Annotated in this window: 16 protein-coding genes; 5 read left to right on the forward strand and 11 right to left on the reverse strand. The window is 65.6% G+C overall.

Going from position 1 to position 18,267, the window contains the following annotated elements:
- Positions 1–94: 94 nt before the first annotated feature.
- The 3 genes from glgX to glgB all read left to right on the forward strand — a co-directional run bounded on the left by glgX (position 95) and on the right by glgB (position 6,526).
- Positions 95–2,197 carry a glycogen debranching protein GlgX gene (gene glgX / locus AB0O89_RS06500; protein WP_363495303.1) on the forward strand — a complete coding sequence of 701 codons (2,103 nt, stop codon included), beginning with the start codon at positions 95–97 and terminating at the stop codon, positions 2,195–2,197.
- A gap of 202 nt (positions 2,198–2,399) precedes the next feature.
- Positions 2,400–4,361, forward strand: coding sequence for a maltotransferase domain-containing protein (locus AB0O89_RS06505; RefSeq protein ID WP_363495353.1), 1,962 nt, complete (start codon positions 2,400–2,402; stop codon positions 4,359–4,361).
- Complete coding sequence (glgB, locus tag AB0O89_RS06510; protein WP_363495306.1) at positions 4,358–6,526, forward strand: 1,4-alpha-glucan branching protein GlgB; 2,169 nt, start codon at positions 4,358–4,360, stop codon at positions 6,524–6,526. The genes AB0O89_RS06505 and glgB overlap by 4 nt, the downstream gene beginning before the upstream one ends.
- Before the next feature lie 23 nt (positions 6,527–6,549).
- On the opposite strand, the gene AB0O89_RS06515 is transcribed toward glgB, so the two are convergent.
- Together AB0O89_RS06515 and AB0O89_RS06520 are read right to left on the reverse strand one after the other, a co-directional pair.
- Positions 6,550–7,500, reverse strand: coding sequence for a tetratricopeptide repeat protein (locus tag AB0O89_RS06515; protein ID WP_363495309.1), 951 nt, complete (start codon positions 7,498–7,500; stop codon positions 6,550–6,552).
- Positions 7,497–9,368, reverse strand: coding sequence for a glycosyl transferase (locus AB0O89_RS06520; RefSeq protein WP_363495312.1), 1,872 nt, complete (start codon positions 9,366–9,368; stop codon positions 7,497–7,499). Before AB0O89_RS06520 ends, AB0O89_RS06515 begins: the two co-directional genes overlap by 4 nt.
- A 166-nt stretch (positions 9,369–9,534) precedes the next feature.
- On the opposite strand from AB0O89_RS06520, the gene AB0O89_RS06525 reads away from it, so the two are divergent.
- A complete protein-coding gene (locus tag AB0O89_RS06525; RefSeq protein ID WP_363495315.1) occupies positions 9,535–10,599 on the forward strand; it encodes an AI-2E family transporter in 1,065 nt (354 codons plus the stop codon).
- 3 nt (positions 10,600–10,602) lie between these two features.
- Here AB0O89_RS06525 and AB0O89_RS06530 read toward each other — a convergent pair whose 3' ends face one another.
- The 9 genes from AB0O89_RS06530 to rpsB form a co-directional block, all read right to left on the reverse strand.
- The gene (locus AB0O89_RS06530; protein WP_363495318.1) at positions 10,603–11,331 is read right to left on the reverse strand and encodes an alpha/beta fold hydrolase; all 729 of its coding nucleotides are present in this window, start codon (positions 11,329–11,331) and stop codon (positions 10,603–10,605) included.
- 1 nt (position 11,332) lies between these two features.
- Positions 11,333–11,617 (reverse strand): hypothetical protein, encoded by a 285-nt coding sequence (locus AB0O89_RS06535; RefSeq protein ID WP_228178168.1) that lies wholly within the window; start codon positions 11,615–11,617, stop codon positions 11,333–11,335.
- 9 nt (positions 11,618–11,626) lie between these two features.
- Positions 11,627–12,316: a transglycosylase SLT domain-containing protein gene (locus AB0O89_RS06540; RefSeq protein WP_363495321.1), complete on the reverse strand. Its 690-nt coding sequence runs from the start codon at positions 12,314–12,316 to the stop codon at positions 11,627–11,629.
- A gap of 56 nt (positions 12,317–12,372) precedes the next feature.
- A complete protein-coding gene (locus AB0O89_RS06545; RefSeq protein ID WP_363495356.1) occupies positions 12,373–12,963 on the reverse strand; it encodes a DivIVA domain-containing protein in 591 nt (196 codons plus the stop codon).
- A gap of 37 nt (positions 12,964–13,000) precedes the next feature.
- Entirely contained in the window at positions 13,001–14,008 is a 1,008-nt protein-coding gene (locus tag AB0O89_RS06550) for a phosphatidate cytidylyltransferase (protein WP_363495324.1), read from the reverse strand.
- An 8-nt stretch (positions 14,009–14,016) separates the two neighbouring features.
- Entirely contained in the window at positions 14,017–14,571 is a 555-nt protein-coding gene (gene frr, locus AB0O89_RS06555) for a ribosome recycling factor (RefSeq protein WP_292712557.1), read from the reverse strand.
- A gap of 47 nt (positions 14,572–14,618) precedes the next feature.
- Complete coding sequence (gene pyrH / locus AB0O89_RS06560; RefSeq protein ID WP_292712555.1) at positions 14,619–15,341, reverse strand: UMP kinase; 723 nt, start codon at positions 15,339–15,341, stop codon at positions 14,619–14,621.
- Positions 15,342–15,427: 86 nt separating this feature from the next.
- Complete coding sequence (tsf, locus tag AB0O89_RS06565) at positions 15,428–16,255, reverse strand: translation elongation factor Ts (protein ID WP_363495329.1); 828 nt, start codon at positions 16,253–16,255, stop codon at positions 15,428–15,430.
- A gap of 81 nt (positions 16,256–16,336) precedes the next feature.
- Entirely contained in the window at positions 16,337–17,227 is an 891-nt protein-coding gene (gene rpsB, locus AB0O89_RS06570) for a 30S ribosomal protein S2 (RefSeq protein WP_363495333.1), read from the reverse strand.
- Between the two features lie 351 nt (positions 17,228–17,578).
- On the opposite strand from rpsB, the gene AB0O89_RS06575 reads away from it, so the two are divergent.
- Positions 17,579–18,130, forward strand: a complete 552-nt coding sequence (locus tag AB0O89_RS06575; protein WP_363495336.1) for a M23 family metallopeptidase — start codon at positions 17,579–17,581, stop codon at positions 18,128–18,130.
- Positions 18,131–18,267 lie beyond the last annotated feature (137 nt).

Below are 18,267 nucleotides of genomic sequence, written 5' to 3' on the forward strand. Positions count from 1 at the left end.
CACTGACCCCGGTACCGGGGCGCGACAGCCGCCGAGGGAGCGACAGCCCCCGAGGGTGGGCCGGTGGTCCCCGCTCCGTCGTTATGCTCTACGCATGCCGATCCCCGAGTCAGCTGTACTTTCGCGCGCCGACACCACCGACGCCGGTCTGTTGTCGTCGCGGTTCGATGACCTCGGCGTCCGGCTGCATGACGGGGGCGGCACGGTTCGGATCTGGTCGGCGCACGCATCCTCGATCGACCTGCTGATCTTCGACGGCGACGACCTGGACTGGGTCGTAGAAACCGTTGCGCTCTCGCGGACCGAGGGGGATATCTGGTCGGGGTTCTCACGCGGTCTTCGGCAGGGAACGCACTATGCGATCCAGGTCGACGGACCCGCCGGCCCCGGCAACACCTTCAATCGGTCATCGCTGTTGATCGATCCCTACGCGCGCGGTCTCGTGCACAGCGGCTCAAGCGGTTGGCGGTCCGTCGTCGTCGCTGGCGACTTCGACTGGTGCGGCGCGCGCAAACCCCTTATCCCTCTGGACCGCACGGTCATCTACGAGGGTCACGTCAAGGGGATGACCAAGCGTCATCCCGAGGTGCCCCCCGCCCTGCACGGCACTTACGCGGGACTCGCACACCCAGCGATGATCGAGCATTTCACGACACTCGGTGTCACCAGCATTGAGCTGCTCCCGGTCCATCAGTTCGCGACCGAGCCTCGCCTGCTCGAGCTGGGACTCACGAACTACTGGGGATACAACACTGTGGGCTTCTTCGCCCCGCACGCCGCGTACGCAACAGAAGAGAACCGGCGCCGGGGTCCTGAGGCGGTGCTGCGGGAGTTCAAGGGGATGGTGAAGCTCCTGCACGAAGCAGGCCTCGAGGTGATCCTCGACGTCGTCTACAACCACACCTCCGAAGCCGAAATCGGCGGACCGCGGTCGAGCTTCCGCGGTATCGACAACCGCGGGTACTACCGCCAGCACGCCGACGGCTCGTACATCGACGTCACCGGCTGCGGGAACAGCGTGGATACTGCCACGGATGCCGCTTCCCGCCTCGTCCTCGACTCTCTGCGGTATTGGGCGAACGACGTGCAGGTCGACGGGTTCCGCTTCGACCTCGCCACGACCCTCGGGCGTGACAGCCAACACGCGTTCACGCCCGAGCATCCGTTGCTGCGCGCGATCGTCGACGACCCCGCGCTTGCCGACGTCAAGAAGATCGCCGAACCGTGGGACGTCGGGATGGGCGGATGGCAGACGGGCAGCTTCGGTCCGGGCTGGTTGGAGTGGAACGACCGCTATCGCGATCGCGTGCGCAATTTCTGGCTCAGCGATGTCGATTATGGCCGTCGCGCCACGACTGCACCCGTGGGGGTCGGCGGGTTCGCGACGCGCCTCGCAGGCTCATCGAATACGTTCAGCGCCGAGCGTGGCCCACTTGCCAGTGTGAACTTCGTCACGGCGCACGACGGTTTCACCCTCCACGATCTGGTTTCCTACGACGTCAAGCACAACGCTGCGAACGGCGAGCACAATCGCGATGGCGCGGACACGAACCGGTCGTTCAACCACGGCGCCGAAGGGGAGACGGACGATCCATTCATCCTCGCCACACGCCGCCGGGCGATGCGCAATCTGATGGGCACCCTACTGCTCTCTGCGGGAGTCCCGATGATCACCGCGGGTGACGAGTTCGGACGAACGCAGCACGGCAACAACAACGCCTACTGTCACGACGGCCCGCTGACCTGGTTGCCGTGGGAGCACGCGCCGTGGCAGGCAGACCTTTTCGCCCACGTCCAGCGACTCCTGGCCCTGCGCGCACAGAACCCCGCGCTGCGTCCGAGTCGGTTCGCGCGCGACGACCAGGAGACGCCGTCGGCATCCGTCATGGACTGGTATGACGAGCACGGCGAGATGATGTCGGGCGCGCGGTGGGCTGATCCGACGCATCGCACGTTGCAGTACCTGGCTACCTCCACTCCCGAGGTGGAGGAACCCAACCGAACTCTCTTGGTGGTGCACGGCACCGAACGTTCGGCGACTGTGCTGCTGCCGCGCGTCGACGGCGTCGCTCGCTACCGCACAGTCTGGTCGAGCGAAGACGAACATCCGTCGACCGAGATCAGCTCGCACGAGCCCGGGTCATCCGTCGAACTCGGCCCGACCTCGATGCGCCTGTTCGTCGCCGACCCGGCCTGAGCCTTGTCGGGCGCGCATTGTTGCCGACGGCGCGGCGCCTGTCCACACCTGTTCCCGCCGGTGGTGCGCGGGGTAGGTTCGAAACGTGGCAACCAGCAGACGCTCCCCCGTTTCTCGACCGTGGCGAAGCGCCACCGCAATCCCGGTGCGCCCCGCCTCACCGCTCGCACCGCCAGCTGACGCCGCGATGGGACGCATCCCGATGGTGCGACCCCGCCCCGACACCCCTGACGAACGCTATAACCCCAGCGCCTTTCACGGGGAAGCCGTCGCCTTCGGCGTCACGGCATTCCGCGAGGGTCATGATCGCATCGGTGTTCACCTACGCCTGACCTCACCGTCGGGCGACGAGTCCCTTCACCGTCTGGAGCCCGCAGGTGACGGTTTCGACCGCTGGTGGACCGATGTCGTGCTCCTCGAGGAAGGGATCTGGAGGTTCCACTTCGAGGCCTTCGCCGACGACTTCGCCACCTGGCACCACGCGGCCCACGTCAAGGTGCTCGCCGGCGTCGATGTCCCCCTCATGCTGGAGATGGGTGCTCTGCTGTGCGAGCGGGGTGCCGACGAACGCGGCCGACCGGCAGCCGAGCGCCGCTTGCTCACTGAGATGGCAGACCAGTTCCGTTCGGATGCCGTGAGCGACCCGCTCAGCCTCATCGACGATCCGCGTCTGGAGGCGGCGTTCACGGCTCGCCCGCTGCAGTCCCTCGTAACCATCGGCCGCGACCATGAGCTGCTCGTCGAGCGCGAGCGCGCCGGAGTCGGGGCGTGGTACGAGTTCTTCCCCCGCTCCGAGGGCGCGAAGCTCCGCAAGGACGGCACCGTCAAGAGCGGCACCTTTCGCACCGCAAGCAAGCGCCTTCCTGCGGTCGCGCGCATGGGTTTCGACGTTGTGTACCTGCCCCCGATCCATCCCATCGGACAACAGAACCGCAAGGGCCCGAACAACACGTTGACCCCGGGGCCAGGCGATCCCGGCTCACCGTGGGCGATCGGCGCAGCAGAGGGCGGGCATGACGCGGTGCACCCCGACCTCGGCACTCTCGCCGACTTCCGCGCGTTCGTCCGAGCGGCTGCCGCCGAGGGACTCGAGGTCGCCCTCGACCTCGCGCTGCAGGCATCCCCCGATCACCCGTGGGTGACAAGCCACCCGGAGTGGTTCACGACCCTTCCCGACGGGTCGATCGCGTACGCCGAGAACCCCCCGAAGAAATACCAGGACATCTACCCGATCAACTTCGACAACGATCCCGAGGGGATTCGCGCAGAGGTGCTGCGCATCGTTCGCCACTGGATCGCGCAGGGCGTCCGCATCTTCCGCGTCGACAACCCCCACACCAAGCCCCTCCAGTTCTGGGAATGGCTGATCCACGAGGTGAACGCCGAGCACCCGGAGGTCGTCTTCCTCGCCGAGGCCTTCACACGCCCGGCTCCTCTCCAGGGGCTCGCGATGGCGGGCTTCCAGCAGAGCTACACCTATTTCACCTGGCGCAACACGAAGGAGGAGCTCGAGGAGTTCCTCTCCTCTCTCGCCCACGAGACCGCCGACTTCTTGCGGCCGAACCTGTTCGTGAACACCCCCGACATCCTCACCGAGTACCTGCAGTATGGCGGGCACGCAGCGTACGTCATCCGCGCCGCTATCGCCGCGACCGCGGCGCCCGTCTACGGGGTGTATGCCGGCTACGAACTCTTCGAGAACGTCGCCCGACCCGGGTCCGAAGAGAACATCGACAACGAGAAGTACGAGTACAAGTTCCGAGACTGGGACGCGATCGATGCGTCGGGCTCGTCCCTCGCCCCGTTCCTCACGCGGCTCAACGAGATCCGCCGCGAACACCCGGCGCTGCGTCAGCTGCGCAATCTCACCGTCCACTGGAGCGATGACGACGCGATACTCGTCTATTCGAAGCACCTGGACGCTGCGCTCTCCCCATCCGGCGAACCCGACACGATCCTGGTGGTTGTGAACGTCGACCCCCACTCTGTGCGCGAGACCACGGTCCACTTGGACACTCGCGTGTGGGGCGTCGAGCCGGGCGAGCAGTTCGGTGTCACCGACCTGATCACGGGGGCGCAGTGGACCTGGGCAGACCACAACTACGTGCGGCTCGACGCCTTCCGCGAGCCCGTGCACATCCTTCGGATTGAGGCACAGCGATGACCACGATCGACCCCGCCACGCTCGACGCCGTCGCGCACGGCAGCTATCACGACCCGCACAGCGTTCTCGGCATCCATCCCGCGGGCAAGAACACCTGGGTGATTCGGACCCGCCGGCCCCTCGCGGCGACCGTCACTGCCGTGTTCGATGGGGGCAAACGCGCCAGGCTCGAACACGTCGCTGCGGGCATCTGGGAGGGCACGGTCACCGGACCGCTCGGTTCGTACCGAATCGACGCGTCCTACGACGACGGGCCCGACTACCGGGCTGACGACCCCTACCGCCACTCCCCGACGATCGGTGAACTCGATCTGCACCTGATTCGCGAGGGACGTCACGAACGGCTCTGGGATGTCCTGGGTTCTCACGTGCGCACCCACGAAGACAGCCACGGCACGTCGTTCGCCGTCTGGGCGCCGAACGCCCGCGCTGTGCGCGTCGTCGGTGATTTCAACGGCTGGGATGGTGCAGCCCACGCGATGCGCTCGATGGGCGACTCGGGGGTCTGGGAGCTGTTCATCCCGGCTGTGGGCGAGGGAACCGTCTACAAGTACGAGATCCAAGGGCCGGACGGGCAGTGGCGACTGAAGGCGGATCCGCTGGCGCGGCGAGCCGAGGTTCCGCCGGCCACCGGATCGGTGGTCACGGCATCCTCGTACCGCTGGGATGATTCGGGCTGGATCGCGCGGCGCTCCAAGAGCCGCCCCGTGACCGAGCCCATGTCGATCTACGAGGTGCACCTCGGTTCGTGGCGTCCCGGCCTGTCGTATCGCGATGCAGCGGACCCGCTCATCGAGCACGTCAACGCACTCGGTTTCACCCACGTGGAGTTCCTTCCCCTCGCCGAGCACCCGTTCGGCGGGTCGTGGGGGTATCAGGTCACCGGCTATTTCGCGCCCACGAGCAGGTTCGGCAGCCCCGACGACCTCAAGTACCTCATCGACCGCCTGCACCAGGCGGGCATCGGCGTCATTATGGACTGGGTCCCCGGGCACTTCCCGAAGGACGAGTTCGCACTCGCGAAGTTCGACGGCCGGGCGCTGTACGAGCACCCCGACCCGCGTCGCGGTGAACACAAGGACTGGGGAACGCTCATCTTCGATTACGGACGCAACGAGGTCCGTAACTTTCTGGTCGCCAACGCGCTCTACTGGTACGACGAGTTCCACGTCGATGGGCTTCGCGTGGATGCCGTCGCCTCGATGCTCTACCTCGACTACTCTCGCAACGCCGGCGAGTGGGAGCCGAACATCCACGGCGGGCGAGAGAACCTCGAGGCCATCCGGTTCCTGCAAGAGGTCAATGCCACGTGCTACAAGACCTTCCCCGGCATCAGCATGATGGCAGAGGAGTCGACGAGCTTCCCGGGCGTCACCGCCCCTACCGACCACGCCGGACTCGGATTCGGGTTCAAGTGGAACATGGGGTGGATGAACGACAGCCTCAAATACATCAAGCGGGACCCGCTGTACCGCTCGTACCACCAGGGTGAGCTGAGTTTCTCGTTCGTCTACGCGTTCAGCGAGAACTACGTGCTTCCCATCAGCCACGACGAGGTCGTGCACGGCAAGGGAAGCCTGTTCTCTCGGATGCCGGGTGATCATGCCGCCAAACTGGCGAATCTGCGTGCGTTTCTTGCCTATATGTGGGCGCACCCCGGCAAGCAGCTGCTGTTCATGGGGCAGGAGTTCGGGCAGATGGCGGAGTGGTCCGAATCGCGCGGGCTCGACTGGTGGACCCTCGACCAGCCGAGCCACCGCCAGCTCCAGGACTTCGTCGGTGCCGTGAACGGCACTTACCGCGCGAACCCGCCCCTGTGGAGTCGCGACAACGACGGGTCTGCGTTCTCGCGCATCGGCGCTCCGACGTGGAACCCGAACGTACTGGCCTTCACCCGACGGGACTGGGACGGCAACATCGTCGCCGCAGTGTGCAACTTCTCGGGGTCGACGCTCTCGAACTACGCGCTCGATCTGCCCCACGGTGGAGTCTGGCGCGAGATCCTCAACACCGATGCCCACGAATACGGGGGTGCTGGCGTTGGCAATCTCGGGATGGTTGTTGCCACGGAGGACGGTAGAGCGTCAATGGTGCTGCCGGCCACGAGCGTCATCTGGCTGCGCTATGACCCCCAGGCGCGGGTTCCCTCAACGATCCGCGACTGACACAGCGCGGACCTGTAGCCGGGTCAGAACAGGAGTGACGCGAGGCGACTGCGCGCCCGGATGACGCGCGGGTCGTCGTCACCCACGATGCCGAACAACTCGAGCAGACGCTCTCGAACGGGGACACGCTCATCGTCTGGCAGCGCCGCGAACACATCGAGCAACCTGTCGAAGGCATCCTCAACGTGGCCACCTGCTAGATCGAGGTCGGCGACCAGCAGCTGAGCGTCGACATCGGTCGGTGCAGAGGCTGCGGCCGTACGCGCAGCCTGGAGGTCGGCATCCTGGACCCGCGAGAGCAGCTGCACCTGAGCAAGTCCCGCTCGCGCATCCGTGTCGCGTGGATTCTCGGCGAGAGCACGCTCGTACGCAGAGATTGCCGCCGCATAGTCGCCAGACTCGATCGCGGCGAACGCCTCGGCGTGCAGCGGCGGCAGCGCCGGTTCGACAGCAGCACCATCCTCGTCGGCAGCATCTTGCTCGCCTGCCCCGACGGATCCGGTGACGCCGTTCTGCGCGGCCAGTTGCAAGAGCTGGGCGAACACGTCGCGCACCTGCTGTTCGGGAACGGCGCCCGTGAACAGGGGAACTGCCTGACCGCCGACCAGGGCGACGACCATCGGAATCGACTGCGCACGGAATGCCTGAGCCAGCTGCGGGTTGGCGTCGACGTCGACCTTCGCCAGCACCAAGCGACCCGCGTACTCGGTGACAACGCGCTCGAGCACCGGGCTGAGCTGTTTACAGGGCCCGCACCACTCAGCCCAGAGGTCAACGACCACGGGCACCGTCTTGGACAGCTCGAGAACCTCGGGGAACATGGCGTCGGTGACGTTGATCACCAGGCGTGTGGCGTTTCCGCCTGCAGGAGCGTCAGCGGCAGGATCGCTCGGGGACGGAGCTGCCGGACGGTTGCGCAGGGCTGAGAGGTCGACGGCGCCCCGGAGAGGAACGTTGGAGCCGGGAAGTGTCACAGCACAGAGCCTTTCAGAATCGAACTCGAGTAGCCCAGAAGACGGATCGGTTCGCTCGACCCTTTCTCCGGCACGTAGAAGAAGAGCTGATCGCTGAAGGTCGTCGAGAACCCGGATGCCGACTGGTCAGCGCCAGCGAGGGTCTTCACCGTCGCGTTGTTGTTCAACTTGATGACCGCGTCTGGGTTGGTCGGCTTGACGGTGTCGGTCTCGGCGATGCTGACCGCGACGATCGCTCCACTTTCCAGCGTGGCGATCGCAAACGGAGCGAACTCACCGGCGGCAGCGCTGAAAGTCAGGCTGCCCGTGTCCTTCGCCGTCTCGTTGAACTCGTTGAGCCGGTCTTGCCGGTCGGCGATGACTCCAGTACGGAACAGGTCGCTCTGCTCGTCGAACATGCCGGCGAACTCCGACTCGTCGCCCTTATCGAGCACGTCAGCATAGGCGGAGGCAAGTTCGTCGGGAGGCAGCAGCAGGAACGGCGAGTCGGGAGCGAGCTGACTGGCGCCAATGTACGACGGCGCAAGTTCGGGCATCAGCGTGTTGCCACCGAGGTTGCCAAGATAGCTCACCTTGTAGGGAGTCCACGGATCGGCCTGTGTGAGCACCATGATGCTCGAGGTGTTGGCTTCGTCATCCGTGACGACAGCGAGGAACGAGCGCGGCCAGCCGTTGAAGGCCTGCGGCAAGACGACCTCGACGGGCTTGCCGGGAACGGCGGTCGGCATCCCATAGTCGGCGATCGCCGCCCGCAGGGTGTAGTTCGTCTTGCGCTCAGCCAAGAGCGCTCCGTCGAGCCGGGTCGCGGCGAGGTCGGCATCCTTCGCCTCATCAGCCTGAGCGATAGTCTGAGCCGCCTGCTCGACGATCCGCTCTGCCTGCTGCTTGGTAACCGCTGGGGCCTGCTGACCCTCCGGCACGATGACCGACGCGGTCGGACTCGGTGTCTCAGACGGCACTAGCTGCGGCCACGCATCCGACGTGCAGCCAGAGAGCAGACCAACGGTTACCGCGACAACGGGGATCGCCAGGAAGGAGGTGCGTCCGCGCCCCAGCGCGCGCCGCGGCTTACCGGCACTGATCACGCCCTTGTCAGCCTCAGCGACAGACAGATCGATCGGCTCGGTGACCGGAAGCGGCAGACCTTTGCGGCGCGGGCCACGTGAACGGCGCACATGACGGATGCCGAGCACGTACAGCACAACACCGACGGCCATTAGGATGCCGCCACCGACGATAAGGGGACCGGCCCACGGCGTGGAGTTCTCGATCGGCCAGGTGACGCTCACTGTCGTCGGGGCAGGTTCCGTTCCGTCCGAGGCAATGATGACGCTCATGTCGGAGGGAAGCTGCAGGGGCGCGATGACAAGGTCGTCTTGCTGGTACTCATCCAGCCAGAGGTCAGAGCCCGCTGGGTTCCGCCCGGGAATCGCTTCCTCGGCTGTTCCCTGCTCGGCCGCGGCATCCCCCGTCGCAGCCCCATCGCCGGCCGGCGCGTCGGTTGCCGGCGTGGCGGTGGGGGCGACAGTCGGCTCGGGCTCAGGCGTCGGCTCGACCTCCTCGGTGACGAGCGCCCCATCCTCGGTCTGCACGACCTGGTTGTAGGTGGCGTCTGCAAGCCACGCCTGCACGTCAGCCGTTCGACCGTAGGCGGCGAACACCGAACCATCGCCGAGCACGCGTAGCGTCTGGGAACCGGGATTCGCGGTCAACACCGCACCATCAATGACCAGATACGGCTCATCTTGAGTGATCGAAATATCGGCTGTCGTGGAGCGTGGGCCCTGGAAGATCGTCCGCTGGGCGATCCCCGCCCCGATCATCACGGTCGCCAGAACCAGCGCGACCACAGCCCATACGAAACGCACGAAAAACCTTCCTCGGCGCGCGGACGTCGTCGCACACCGGAAACTCGACATTTCAGACTAGCGAACATGTCCTGAAAGTCCCCAGGGAGGCGGTGCATCACCGTCTTGTGCGCAGCTATGCGTATTCTGATCGCCAGGCGGGTCGCGCCAGAGAGAACGAGGTGCCGTGAAGCTGCAGAACCCCTTCCGCGTCGCATTCGTCGCGACCCTCGGCGTGGGCCTCGGACTCCTGCTCATCGCCAGTGTGCAGACGCTGTCGACGATCCTGCTCTACGTCGGCACCGCGCTGTTTCTCGCGCTCGGCCTCGAACCGATGGTCTCGTGGCTGATTCGCCGCCGCGTGCCCCGGTGGGCTGCAGTTCTCATCACCATCGTCGTGGTGCTCGGCATCTTCGCCGGCGTCATCCTGATGGTGCTCCCGATCATCGTGGAACAGATCACGCAGCTCGTCATCGAGGTCACCCGTATTCTGCAGAACCCGTCGTGGCCGGATGAGCTGCAAACCTGGCTTAAGTCCGTGTTCCCGATGCTCGACTGGGACATCGTGTTCGCCTACATTCTGCAGTGGCTCGAGGGACTGGACTTCGCGTCCATCGGTGGATCGATCGGCGGCAACATCCTCGCGATAGGCGCGACGATCGCGAGCGGACTGTTCGGCGCGTTCATCGTGCTGATCCTGACGATTTACTTCACCGCCTCGATCCCCTCGCTCAAGAAGGCGGTGTACCAGCTCGTCGCAGCATCCAAGCGGCAGCGGTTCGTCGATCTCGCAGAGCAGATCACCGATTCGGTCGGCTACTACGTGATCGGACAGGTCAGCCTTGGTGTCATCAACGGCATCTTGAGCTGGATCTTCCTCAGCATCATCGAGGCACCTTTCCCGGCAGTGCTCGCCGTTGTGGCCCTGCTGTTCTCGCTCATCCCGCTCGTTGGCACGCTCACCGGTTCGACGATCATCGTGCTGACCTGTCTGATCCCGGGCCTTGGATCGCCCACGATCGCGCTCATCGCCGCGATCTACTACCTCATCTACATGCAGCTCGAGGCCTACGTCATCTCGCCTCGCATCATGAGTCGCGCCGTCGCGATCCCCGGCGCGGTCGTGGTGGTCGCGGCCCTCGCCGGCGGATCGCTTCTCGGGCTCCTCGGCGCCCTGATCGCCATCCCGGCGGCGGCAAGCGTCTTGATCATCTACCGCCAGGTCGTGATCCCGCGGCAGAACGAACGCTGAGCCTCAGGCAGGGTCGCCGAGCTCTCCATCCCACTCCGTCGGCAGCGGGAGGGCATCCGGGTTGATCGCGGCGACGATCTCGGTCAGAACCGTCCTCGTCTGGTTCTCGCCCACCCAGAGATGACGACCTCCCTCGACCGGAATGAGCGTGGCGTGCGGGATGACCGAAAAGCGTTGCGCCGCCTCCTCTGGCTGGAGGAAGTCATCGAATTCCGGAACGAGCACGATGATCGGCCGGGGGTCTTCGGCCCACCCCGCGAGTTCGTCGTCGGTGGTTCGATGCAGCGGCGGCGACAGCAGCACGATTCCTTCGACGTCATGATCGGCGGCATATTTCAGCGCGAGCTCCGTCCCGAAAGACCAGCCCACAATCCACGGACGGGGCAACCCTCGCTCCGCGACAAACGACATCGCCGCCGCGACATCCCACCGCTCCGAGTCACCACCGTCGAAGGAGCCATCGCTGGTTCCGCGCGGCGAGGTCGTCCCCCGGGTGTTGAACCGGAGCACGGCAAGATCGGCGAGGGCGGGCAGTCGTGCCGCAGCCTTGCGGAAGATGTGCGAGTCCATGAACCCGCCCGCCGTCGGCAGCGGATGCAGGGTAACGAGCGTTGCGTGTGGTGCGCGCTCTGCGGGCAGGGCGAGTTCACCGACCAGCCGCAAGCCGTCCTGCGTGTGAAGCTCAATCTCCTCCCGGCGAGCGGGAAGCAGCATCGGTCCGCGAATCTCCATGTCAGCTGATCCTCCAGCAATGTGAGTGCCAATGGCGCCGCGCCGCGAGGTCCGCAGCGTCACCGAGTACGCCGTCTGCGCGCCACGCGACGATGTGGGCGGTCCCCGGCTCGATAGGGCGGACGCACCCGGGGCACGCATACGACTTCGTGGCTTGGGCCGCCGAGACCGGCTGCACCGTCCATTCCACGCCGCGGCGTACTTCCGTTCGCTTCCAGCCCGCGATCAGGCGTTCGAGCCCGTCATCGCCGGCAGGCTCGGGTCGGCGACGATGAGATCGTGGCATCTTCGCCGGTCACCACCAGTGGTTATTGACCCAGAAGTTGTAAGCGCCGGCCCAGCTGCCGTAGCGCCCGACGGCGTAGCCATTAGCCCACCGCAAGTTGTCGACCGGGTCGTAGCCACTGCCGGGGACCTTGCTGCACGGCAACGCCTGGACGAGACCACAGGCCCCCGAGCGACGGTTCGTAGCGTTCGGATTCCAACCGCTCTCTCGGGAGACGACATAGTCGACGTAGCCCCAGTCGCTCTCGGCGATCCCGGCCGCCGACATCCACTCCGCGGGTGAGCCACCACCCGAGTAGAACAACGGCGCCGCTGCTCCGCCGCTGGATGCGGCGACCGGAGTCGGACTGGGCTTGGGCTTGACGTACACCTCATAGCTGCCGCGATCCGGATCGAAAGCGACCGGCTCGGCGTCCGTATCCACGACGATCGACTGCGCGTCGACGATCGAACTCGCATACAGCGAGACCGCCTCCGGCGCTTCATCCTCGCCGGTCGCGAAAGCCATGCCGCTGGGGCCGGCGTTCGCCGCAACGAAGCCCAGTGCCGCGAAAGCAGCGAACACGGCGAGCACGCCGCGCCGCTTCGACCAATGTCCGACCGGGGCTGCCGCAGCCCGGGGCGGCACGCTGAAACGCCGCTGGGCAAGTTCAGCGCTCGCGCGTGCGGTTACCTCGTCGCCACGGTTCTCATCGGTCACAATGACCCGATTCTATCGAGGCCCAGCGGCGCATGCTCCCGGAGCCACGCGCGGGTTCACTCGACTGCGAGCATGATCTCGACGACAGCATCCAAGACGGCGTCGACCTGGACCTCGCGGTATCCACCGCGCTGCATACGAAACGCGACCCCACGGACCTGGTCGATCGTCGCGCCGCTCCCGGTCTCGAGATACCGCGCAAGCTTGTTCATGACGAAGTCGACCTCGTCGATCCGATACCCATAGCGCAGCGCCCCAGTTCGCTGGAAGCGACGACGAGACGGCCGTTGGAGCCGGTCGAGAACGGTCTGCGCGTCCCGCCGCGTCCGCGCGATCCAGACATCAGTCCCGACTCGGGCGATGGCAGCATCGCGTTCCCGGCGGGCGAAGGCATCCTCGATTCGCGTGAGCGCCGCATCGACACTCGTGATCTCGTAACCGCGACGTGCGAGTGGGAAAGCAGCAGCGCGGATCTGGCTCGAGGTCATCGACGGGTGGCCCGGAGCCTCGAAGGCATCCCGCGCATGGGAGAGGAAGCTGTCGACCGCGGCGCGCTCGTAGCCCTTCACCCGTCCGCGTGTGACGGGGAACAGCGCGCGGGCCGGTTCGGGAACGGCGGGCGTTGCCGATTCGGGAGAAGAAGTCATCGTCATTCGGATACCAGCCTCACGCCGTAACACCACATCATGCTGCCACCAACGGCGCGAACAGGTAGTACAGCGCCAGCGCCGCTGTTGCCGACGGGAGAATCGAATCGAGCCTGTCGAGGACTCCCCCGTGTCCAGGCAGCCACGAACTCATGTCTTTGATGCCGAGATCCCGCTTGACCATCGACTCGCCAAGGTCGCCGGTCGTGGCGGTGCCGAGAATCACCGCGCCCAAGATAGCGCCGGCCCACCACGGCACACCCAGCAAGAAGACCCCGAGCAGGATGCCGGCGACGACGGCGCCGACGACAGCTCCCGCGAAGCCCTCCCAGGTCTTGTTCGGGCTGATACGGGGTGCCATCGGATGCTTGCCGAAGCTGAGTCCGGCAGCGTAAGCCGCGGTGTCAGCGACGACGGCGACGGCGATGAATGCGATGATCCACCACTCGCCGCCATCCTGCCGCAGCAGTACCATCGCCATGCTTGCGAGGAACGGGACGTAGAAGACCACGAACGTGCTCGCGAGCACATCACTGGTGACCGCCGTGTAGGGACGGCCGTCCGCAGCTGCCATCTGAGCGATCAGCCGCCAGACGACGACGAACGCCAGGGCAGCGAACAGCGCTACCCAATGCAGCCACAGCTCGAGGAACGCGCCAGAGACGAGCACGACGACTGCTGCCGCGATCTGGGGAGCCAGATCGATGCGACGGTCAGAACTTGCCAGCGCACGCGAGAACTCGACAACGCCGAGAACGACGACTCCCAGAGCCAAAAAGACGAAGGCCCACTTGATGAAGATCAGCGACAGAAGCGCGACGGCCCCGATCCCCACACCGATGAGGATCGCAAGAATCAGGTCCCTGCCGGTGCGCTTCTTGATGCGCTCGTTGGCCTCTTCGAACTCTGCACGTGCGTGTGCCACATGCTGCTCGAACTCAGTTCGCGCGGTGCGCATCGGCGTCTGGAAGCCAGGGCCGGCATCATCGGCCGCATCTCCGGCAGAATCGCCAGGGACGCGCGCATCGGAACGGTCATCGGTCATGTCGACCGTTACACCTCGAGAAGCTCAGCTTCTTTGCGCTTGAGCGCCTCGTCGATCTGGTCGACGTGGGCGCGCGTGAGCGCATCGAGCTCTTTCTCGGCGCGACCAAGCTCGTCTTCCCCGATGTCGCTCTTGAGCGCGTCGAGGTCGTCCTTGGCCTTACGACGGATGCCGCGCACGTGCACCTTGGCGTCCTCAGCCTTCGCGCGCACGAGCTTCACGAACTCCTTGCGCCGCTCTTCGGTCAGCTCCGGCATCGTGACGCGCACGATCGTGCCATCGTTCGTGGGGTTCGCGCCGAGGTTGGGGGCATCCCGAATCGCCTGCTCGATCGCCTTGAGCGCCGACTTGTCGTAGGGATTGATGACCAGCGTGCGCGCCTCCGGATTGTTCAGCGATGCAAGCTGGGCGAGGGGGGTCGGCGAACCGTAGTAGTCGACCATGATCCGCTGGAACAGCTGCGGGTTGGCGCGTCCCGTGCGAACGGTCGCGAAGTCATCCTTCGCGGCCTCCACTGCACGATCCATCCGGGTTCCGGCATCGGTCAAGACATCCGCGATCACGGCGACTCCTTACTGCGTGTGACCTGCACAGTCTAGTCGGCAGGCTTTCAGCCGACCGTGACGACCGTGCCGATGGATTCGCCGAGAAGAGCACGTGTGACGTTCCCCTCGGGCTCCATGCCGAAAACGCGCATGTCCATGCCGTTGTCCATGCACAGGCTGAAGGCTGTCGAGTCCACAACCTTCAAACCGCGCTGCAGCGCGTCCAGGTACGTGATCCGATCGATGCGGGTCGCGGTCGGATCCTTCCGCGGATCTGCGGTGTAGACGCCGTCCACGCCGTTCTTTGCGACGAGAACCTCGCTCGCACCGATCTCGAGCGCACGCTGGGCCGCAACGGTGTCGGTCGAGAAGTAGGGAAGGCCTGCACCTGCCCCGAAGATCACAACGCGCCCCTTCTCCATGTGGCGTTCAGCACGGCGCGGAATGTATGGCTCCGCGACCTGGGTCATCGAGATCGCTGACTGAACGCGGGTTGCCGCGCCCGCCTGCTCGAGGAAGTCCTGCAGCGCCAGCGCGTTCATGACGGTGCCGAGCATCCCCATGTAGTCCGCCCGACCACGGTCCATTCCCCGCTGGCTGAGCTCGGCGCCGCGGAAGAAGTTACCGCCACCGACGACGACGGCAATCTCCACCTCATCGACCGCCGCAGCGATCTCGCGTGCGATCTGGCTGACGACATCGGGATTGACCCCGAGCTGCCCTCCCCCGAATGCTTCCCCGGAAAGCTTGAGCAGGACGCGCCGGCGCCCCGTCGATTCATCCGCCACGTGCATCTCCTCTTGTCGACTACAACCTACCGAAGCACATCAGAAAGGGCCCGCACTGGATGGTGCGGACCCTTTCGACATGATGCTTACGCGCCGACCTTGAACCGGGCGAAGTCTGTGAGCGTAAGGCCCGCGTCCTTCGCCACCTGGGCGACCGAGAGCTTGTTGTCTCGGGCGTAGTCCTGGTCGAGCAGAGCGACCTGCTTGAAGTAGGCGTTCACACGGCCCTCGACGATCTTCGGGAGTGCAGCCTCGGGCTTGCCCTCGTTGCGCGAGATCTCGGTGACGATCTCGCGCTCCTTCTCGACGTCGGCTTCCGGAACGTCATCGCGCGAGAGGTACGACGGGTTGGCGAAGGAGATGTGCTGCGCCAGCGCGCGAGCGGTCTCTGCGTCGTCACCCGTGTAGGCCAGCACGACGCCCACCTGCGGCGGGAGGTCCTTGTTGGTCTTGTGCAGGTAGATCTCGAACTTCTCGCCCTCGATCGTCCGCACCTGGCGAAGTTCGACCTTCTCGCCGATGATCGCTGCCTCGTCCGAGATCAGCTGCTCGACGGTTCCCGCGCCCGCGGAAGCAGCCAGGGCAGCCTCGACAGAGTTCGCACCGGCCGCGGCGGCAGCATCGACGACCTTGTCTGCCAGAGCGACGAAGCGGTCGTTCTTCGCAACGAAGTCAGTCTCGCACGCGAGCTCGATCAGCGTGACCTTACCGCCCAGCTCGCGGGCCGCGATCAGGCCCTCGCTCGTGGAGCGGTCGGCACGCTTCGCGTTGCCCTTCGCGCCCTTCAGGCGCAGGATCTCGACAGCCTTTTCGACGTCGCCGTCAGCCTCTTCGAGTGCCTTCTTGGTGTCGACCATTCCCGTGCCCAGCTGCTCGCGCAGCGCCTTGATGTCGGCGATCGTGAAGTTTGCCATGGGTGGTGGCTCCTTGTTCGTGGTGAGTTCTCGTGGATGCTCCGGTGGCGCAGTGGCGCCACCGGAGCGATGTCGATCGGCTTACTTGGCCTCGGCGTCAGCGGCGGCGTCCGCGTCACCGGCAACGGTCTCGTGCGCGGCCGCGCCAGCCGCGTCGGCCTCGGATTCGGTCGCGATGGTCTCGACCTCGGCGACGTCGGTCACGACCGGTGCGCCCTGCTCGAGAAGCTCGCGCTCCCACTCGGCGAGCGGCTCAGCAGCCTCAGCCTCGCCTGCCGGCTGGTGGCGCTGGATGAGACCGTCAGCGGCGGCGTCCGCGATGATGCGGGTGAGCAGGCCAACAGAGCGGATCGCGTCGTCGTTGCCAGGAATCGGGTACTGGAACTCGTCGGGATCGGCGTTGGTGTCGAGGATGCCGATCACGGGGATGCCGAGCTTCTTGGCCTCGTCGATCGCGAGGTGCTCACGCTTGGCGTCGACGACCCAGATCGCCGAGGGAGTCTTCTGCAGGTTACGAATACCGCCGAGCGACTTGTGAAGCTTGTCGAGCTCGCGCTTCTTGATGAGCAGTTCCTTCTTGGTGAATCCGCTCGCCGCCGGGTCGTCGTAGTTGAGCTCCTCGAGCTCCTTCATGCGCTGAAGCCGCTTGGAGACGGTGACGAAGTTGGTGAGGAGGCCACCGAGCCACCGCTGGTTCACGTAGGGCTGACCCACGCGGGTCGCCTGCTCGGCGATGACCTCTTGCGCCTGCTTCTTGGTGCCGACGAAGAGGATCGTGCCACCGTGGGCGACGGTCTCCTTCACGAACTCGTACGCCTTGTCGATGTAGGTCAGCGACTGCTGCAGGTCGATGATGTGGATGCCGCTGCGCTCGGTGAGGATGAAGCGCTTGACTTTCGGGTTCCACCGGCGGGTCTGGTGTCCGAAGTGCACGCCGCTGTCGAGCAGCTGGCGAATCGTAACGACGGCCATGGCCGTACTCCTTTGCTGACGCGGATCCGCGTCTCTTACGGTTGATCTCGTCGGTCGGCGACCGACGATCCTGGTGCCCGACACGCTTCCGCTGTGCTCTGGTGAGCTCAGACCGATGGAAGTCGTGCCACCTGACAGATAGCCAGGCTGTAGGCACGCGAAGTCACCCCGAGATCGGGATGCCCTCCCAGTGTACCAGCGAGAGCATCCGCGAGATACGCGATGCGTTGACGCGAGAAGTGCACTACCTCGACTCGCGGTCTCCTCCCCAGCCCTACTCCCGCCGGTGCCTGTCCCCCGGCGCGGCACCGGCAGCCCGAGGCCATCAGCGCAGCGTGAATGCTGACTGACATGTCCCCCTCTCGACTCGTTCTGCCCACCGTCCTCGCGCTTACTCTTACGGTCGCACTGGGAGCATCCGTCCCTGCGTCGGCTGCGCCAGCGATCGCAGCGGACACACACACGATGCGATCGCCGGACCCAGCGCTGGTGGCGGATGACTGGGTTTGGCCGGTGTCGGGGTTTCGCATCCTCACCGCATACGTCGCACCGGCGCATCGCTACGGGCCAGGTCACCGTGGTGTCGATCTGGCGCTGTTCGGCGTCCGAACCGTCCGTTCGCCGGCGCCAGGCGTCGTGCAGTTCTCCGGTCGCGTGGTCGATCGGGATGTGATCACGATCGACCACGGAAACGGGCTCGTGACGACGCTGGAGCCCGTGACCTCATCCCTGTCGACAGGTGACCGCGTCGCGCGAGGCGAAGATGTCGGTGTCGTGAGCGAGGGCGGCCACACCCCCGTCGGAGCAGTGCACTTCGGCGTGCGCTGGAATGGCGAGTACATCAACCCAATCGTGCTGTTGGGCGGCGTGCCCCGCGCTGTACTGCTCCCGTGCTGTGGCTAGCCAAAAGAAACCAGATCAGCCGTGGGCGACGGGATCAACCAAGGCGCTTGACCCCTGATCTTGGACACGCTGATTCCAGCACGATGCTGGGGAAGCGAGAATCCAAGGGATGGCTAGGAAGAACTACACGGACGAGT

This window comes from Microbacterium sp. NPDC076895, assembly GCF_040687115.1.
GTDB lineage: Bacteria > Actinomycetota > Actinomycetes > Actinomycetales > Microbacteriaceae > Microbacterium.